5 protein-coding genes are annotated in these 5,362 nt (G+C 74.2%); 3 read left to right on the forward strand and 2 right to left on the reverse strand.

Going from position 1 to position 5,362, the window contains the following annotated elements; translation table 11 throughout:
* Positions 1-321: 321 nt before the first annotated feature.
* Positions 322-1,521 (reverse strand): globin domain-containing protein, encoded by a 1,200-nt coding sequence (locus ADY01_RS32020; protein ID WP_049580239.1) that lies wholly within the window; start codon positions 1,519-1,521, stop codon positions 322-324.
* A 205-nt stretch (positions 1,522-1,726) separates the two neighbouring features.
* On the opposite strand from ADY01_RS32020, the gene ADY01_RS32025 reads away from it, so the two are divergent.
* Entirely contained in the window at positions 1,727-2,197 is a 471-nt protein-coding gene (locus ADY01_RS32025; protein WP_049580243.1) for a GNAT family N-acetyltransferase, read from the forward strand.
* A gap of 33 nt (positions 2,198-2,230) precedes the next feature.
* Here ADY01_RS32025 and ADY01_RS32030 read toward each other — a convergent pair whose 3' ends face one another.
* On the reverse strand, positions 2,231-3,613 hold the full coding sequence (locus ADY01_RS32030) for a serine hydrolase domain-containing protein (RefSeq protein WP_049580241.1): 1,383 nt from the start codon (positions 3,611-3,613) through the stop codon (positions 2,231-2,233).
* 149 nt (positions 3,614-3,762) lie between these two features.
* Here ADY01_RS32030 and ADY01_RS32035 point away from each other — a divergent pair, with 149 nt between their 5' ends.
* Together ADY01_RS32035 and ADY01_RS32040 are read left to right on the forward strand one after the other, a co-directional pair.
* The gene (locus ADY01_RS32035) at positions 3,763-4,347 is read left to right on the forward strand and encodes a hypothetical protein (protein WP_049580242.1); all 585 of its coding nucleotides are present in this window, start codon (positions 3,763-3,765) and stop codon (positions 4,345-4,347) included.
* Positions 4,348-4,351: 4 nt separating this feature from the next.
* Complete coding sequence (locus ADY01_RS32040) at positions 4,352-5,254, forward strand: GNAT family N-acetyltransferase (RefSeq protein ID WP_234320495.1); 903 nt, start codon at positions 4,352-4,354, stop codon at positions 5,252-5,254.
* Positions 5,255-5,362 lie beyond the last annotated feature (108 nt).

Here is a 5,362-nt window from a genome sequence, read left to right on the forward strand (position 1 = left end):
GGGGTGGTGGCGGGGGAGCCACCGGGGCATGCCGGACCGGCGGCGGCGCGTCGTTCCGGCCGGATCTGCCGGGTCCGGACGTCGGCACGGACGGCCTTCCGGGGGTGCGGTGCCTGTCCGTCCTGACCGGCAGGGGCGGCCGGTCGGCCGGGACCGGCCTCACCGGCAGGCGCCCGTTCCCGCTCCCGTTCCCTTCGCTTCCTGTTCCTGGGATCCCTGACATGTCGTCGCTTCACTTCTTACGTGGTGTGCGGCCGTGAACTCGGAACATCCTGCCCGAGGTGGTGCGTGAGGTCTGTGTGAGGCGTGTGCCTCTTCCTACTAACTGGGGGGAACGAGAGTTCCCGTGAAGTCGTGCCGTATCCGGTCGGCCGGGATGCCGCTGGAGACCAGCGCGTCCATGCTCTTGCGGATCATCTGCGGCGGGCCCGAGAGATAGCCGTCGAACTCCTGCCACGGCCCGAACCGCTTGACCGCTTCCGGCAGTTGACCGGCGAATCCGCGGGTCGCGAATTGCGCGACGACCGGCCGCACCGAGAGCCAGGGCAGGCGCCGTTCCAGGTCGAGGAACGAGTCGAGGTCGTACAGGTCGGCGTCGCGGTTGGCGCCGAAGAACACCTCGACCGGGCGGCGCCTGCCGTGCTGCGCGACATCCTCGACCAGGGCCTTGATCGGCGCGATCCCGGTGCTGCCGCCCACGCAGATCAGCCCGCGCCCCGAGGCGTGGTCCACGGTCATCGACCCGTTGGGCGGCCCGAGTCTGATCACGTCCCCGCGGCGCGCGCGGTGGACCAGCGCGCGCGAGACCCACCCGGCGGGCACGGCCTTCACATGCAACGACAGCAGCCCGTCCGTCCGCGGGCTCGACGCGAACGAGTAGTGCCGCCACACCCGCGGCCACCACGGCGTCTCCAGGGCGGCGTACTGCCCGGCGCGGTACGGGTACGGCTGGTCGGGGCGGACGGTCACCACGGCGACGTCGCTGGTGCGGCGCTCGTGACCGACGATCTCCGCGTCCCACCACGGCGGCGCGCGCATCTCGTCGTCGGCCGCGGCGTCGATCATGGTCTGCGAGATGGCGGTGTAGGCGCGGACCCAGGCCGCCTCGGCCTCGGGACCCCAGCTGCGCGGGGCGTAACGTTCCAGCGCGTACATCAGCGCCTCGCCCACCGCCGGGTAGTGCGCGGGCTGCGTGCCGTACTTGCGGTGGCCGCGGCCGAGGTGGGACAGGTAGTCCGTCAGCGTCACGGTGTCGTCGATGTGCTCCGCCGCCGTCAGGAGCGCGCCGAAGATGCGGTCGCGCTGGGCGTCCATCGCCGGGGGGAACATCTCGCGCACGCCGGGGTTCTGCACGAAGAGCAGGGCGTAGAAGTAGGACGTGGCCTCGTCCGCGACCGGTTCGATCTCGGCGAGCGTCCGCCTGATCACCACCGCGTCGGGCGAGGGTGTCTCACGCCTCGGCGGGCGGGCGTGGCCGCCCCCGGTGGTGGTGGCGCCGTCGTCGGCGGATATCGCGGTCATGACTCTGCCTCGCCTCGATCAACTCCCGGTGTTCAGACCGGGACCCGGCCATCGAGCCCCCCGCATCCCATGAATGGCACGGTTTCACACCGCTCGGATGCTGGACTGACCCTACCGTTACGCGGCTGAGACACAAGCCCCTTCCAGAAACGCGAGGTTCGTGCGTTTCCTGGTGTTTTCTAGACTGAGCGCCGTGAATATCATCATGCGGAAGGCAACGTCCGAGGACGTCCCCCGGATCGTCGAGCTCCTCGCCGACGACATGCTCGGCGCCCAGCGCGAGAACCCCGCGGACCTGACGCCGTACCGGGACGCGTTCGCCCGGCTCGACGCCGACCCCTACCAGCACCTCTTCGTCGCCGAGAGGCCGCGCGGGACCGGGGAAGGGGATGAGGAGGGACCCGGCCGCGTCGTCGGGACCCTTCAGCTGAGCATTCTGCACGGGCTCTCGCGGCAGGGCGCCACCCGGGGCCTCATCGAGGCGGTGCGGGTGGGCGCCGAGGAGCGCGGCTCGGGGCTGGGGACCGAGCTCGTCACCTGGGCCGTCGAGGAGGCCGGGCGGCGCGGGTGCGCGCTCGTCCAGCTCACCTCGGACGCGGCCAGGACCGACGCCCGCCGCTTCTACGAGCGCCTCGGCTTCACGGCGTCGCACATCGGCTTCAAGATGCCGCTCTAGCGGCGGGAGACGGACGGCGGACGGGGTGGCCGTTCACCGCCAGCCCTCGGGGTCGGTGCCGCCCGGCACCGGGGCGCCGGGGTCGTACGGCTCCCGTGTGAAGACGAACGTGCCCAGGTCGAGGTGCCCGACCGAGCCGTCCGCGCGGCGGCACACCCGCAGCGTCTCGCCCGCGAAGTACCCGTCGAGTCCGGTCCAGGTGCCGTCGGGCTCCGGCCTGAAGCGCGAGCCGCGGCCCGCGCCCCCGGCCGGGCGCAGCGAGAGCCGGCGCCCCTCGTGCAGCCGCAGCACGTCGAGAGAGGTGCCCCAGTACCAGTGCCCGGTCAGCGCCAGCAGCTCGGGGTCGGCGTCGGCCAGCGGGCGCCAGGGATCGGGGTCGGCGGGCTCGTGCTCGGCGAGGAGGCCGAGGAGCTCGGCCGCCAGGCCGGCCGCGTGCACGCCCGAGGTGGCGTTGGCGAGGCCGACCGCGGCCAGCCCCTCCTCCGGGCTCGTCCAGAGCCCGGCGACGAAGCCCGGCATCGACCCGGTGTGCCCGGCGAGCAGGCGCCCGTCGCGGCGCGCGAGCTGGAGGCCGAGGCCGTAGGCGGCGTCCCAGTCGGACGCCTCGGGTCCGACGGCGGCTCTGCGCATCTCCGCGATGCTGTCCGCGCTCAGCACCCGGTCGTTTCCGTTCAGAAGGAAGGCCGCGAACGCGCACAGGTCGTCCAGGGTCGACCACAGCTGACCGGCCGGCGCCATGCGGCCGGTGTCCACGGTTGGCTCCGGCTGCCGCACATCGGCGAACGGGTGCACCGCCCAGCCGCGCGCGTACGGCTCGGCGGGCAGCGCGGTGGTCCGCTCCATGCCCAGCGGCGCCAGCACCTCCCCGCGGAGCACGTCGAACCAGGGCTCGCCGCCGCGCAGCTTCTCGATCAGCGCGCCCAGGAGCGCGTAGCCGGGGTTGGAGTAGTGGAAACGGCGCCCCTCGGGGTGCTTCACCGGCTCCTCGCCGAACACGTCGGCCAGCTCGGGGCGCAACGCGCCAGGCGTGCGCTCCCACCACGGCCCGCGCGCCTCCGCCGCGAGCCCCCCGGTGTGGGAGAGGAGCTGCGCGATCGTGGCCGCGCCGCCGTGCGGTGTCGCCAGGTGCGCGCCCAGCGGATCGCCGAGGTCGATCAGCCCCTCGTCCCGCAGCCGCATGACCTGCACCGCCGTCACCGTCTTGGTCAGCGACCCGATGCGGTACTGCACGTTCCCCGCCGAGGCGGGGTCGACCTCGCCCCTGCCCCCGGACCACGCGACCCGCCCGTCGCGCACCACCGCGGCCACCACCGAGGGCGCCCTCCCCTCGGCCTGGGCGACGGCGAGCCGGTGGGCGAGCACCCTGCGGGTGGCGGGCAACGCCTCGGCGCCGTCCCGCTGTTCAGGATCAGTCATGGGGCCACACATACCCCGGGGGTCTCCCGCGCGCCACTCCGTTTCACCCGGCTCCACCGGCGCGCGCGGGCGCGTACTCGGCGGCGAGTAGCCGCGGATACTCCACCCGGCAGACGCCCCGGGCCCCGGTACGGCAGGACCGTAAGGGCATGACACCTCTCGCCCGTCCCGTTCGCCGGGGCTTCCTGGTCGCACACGTCGCCGTGTCGGTCGGCTGGCTCGGACTCACGCTGTGCCTGCTGGTCCTCGCCGTCACCGGTGCCGTCAGCGACTCGGCGGCCACGGCCGAGGCCGCCTACCGCTCCATGAAGATCTTCGGGGACTGGCTGGTCGCCCCGCTGGCGCTGACCGCCCTGGCCACGGGGCTGGTCCTCTCGCTCGGCACGCACTGGGGCCTGGTCCGCCACCGCTGGGTGCTGGTCAAGTTCGTGCTCACGCTGATCACGGCCACGGCCTCGATCTTCGCGCTACGCACCGAGATCAACCGCGTGGCCGGTGAGGTCGGCGCCGGGCGGCCGGTACCCGACGGCACCCAGCTGATCGTCCCGCCCTCCGTGGCGCTGGCCTGCTACCTCTTCATGACCGCGATCGCGGTGACCAAGCCCTGGGGCGCGACCCGCTGGGGCCGCGGGGCGCGGGAGCGCGAGCGGGCCGGGGCACGAGCCGGGGAGCGAGCGCGGGCGGAGGGCCGGGGAAAAGCGGTCGCCGCGCCCCCGGCCCGTCAGCCAGTCTGAAGCCGTGACCTCTGCCTCCGCCCGCACCGACGGCGATTCCCCCGCCGATACCGCCGCCCTGCCGCCCATCCGTCGCCTGACCCTCCACGACCTCGCCGCCTGCCTCGACCTGGCGGCCGACCGCGGCTGGACCCGGGAGAAGCACAAGTGGCGGCTGCTGCTCAGCGCCGGCCAGGGGTTCGGCATCGACGCCCCGCCCGGGGACGCGCACGGCGGGCTGATCGCCTCCGTGGTGCTGATGCCCTACACCGACACGCACCGGGCCCTCGGCATGATGCTGGTCGCCCGGCGGTGGGAGCGCCGGGGCATAGGGCGTGCGCTGATGCGGCACGCCATCGCCGAGTGCGGCACGGCGACCGCGTTCCTCAGCGCGACGGAGAACGGGAGGCCGCTGTACGAACAGCTCGGCTTCACGGCGGTCGGCGCGTTCACCACGCTCCGGGGGCACTTCACCGGCGCCCACCGCCGGGCGAGCGCCCACACCGTGCGCGACGCCACCGCCGCCGACATGCCCGCGCTCCTCGCCTACGACCTGCCCGTCTTCGGCGCCGACCGCACCGGGCTGCTCGCCCGGCTGCCCGCCTTCGCCGACCGCCTGCTGGTCGCCGAGGCCGGAGGCCGGCTCGCCGGCTACGCCGCCTCCTGGCCCAACGAGACCACCACCGTCCTCGGCCCCGTCCTCGCCGACGACGAGGCGACCGCGCGCGACCTGATCGCCCGCCTGGCCGCCGCCTCGGACCTGCCGGTTCGGTTCGACGCCGACGACCGGCACCCCGCCCTCGCGGCCTGGCTCGAAGGCCACGGCCTGGCCAGGCGGTCCCGCTGCTCCCTGATGGTCCTCGGCGCCGCCGACCTCCCCGGCGACATCACCCGCCGCTTCGCCCCGTACTCGGTCGCCATGGGGTGACCCGGGTCCGGCCATGACCTCCGGGGTCATCGACCGCCGGGCGAGCGGCGGGCAGGGTGGTGCCCATGACCAGCACCGCCACCACCCCGGCACCCACCACCCCCGCAC

It is taken from the genome of Streptomyces sp. SBT349 (assembly GCF_001083795.1).
Lineage (GTDB): Bacteria > Actinomycetota > Actinomycetes > Streptomycetales > Streptomycetaceae > Streptomyces.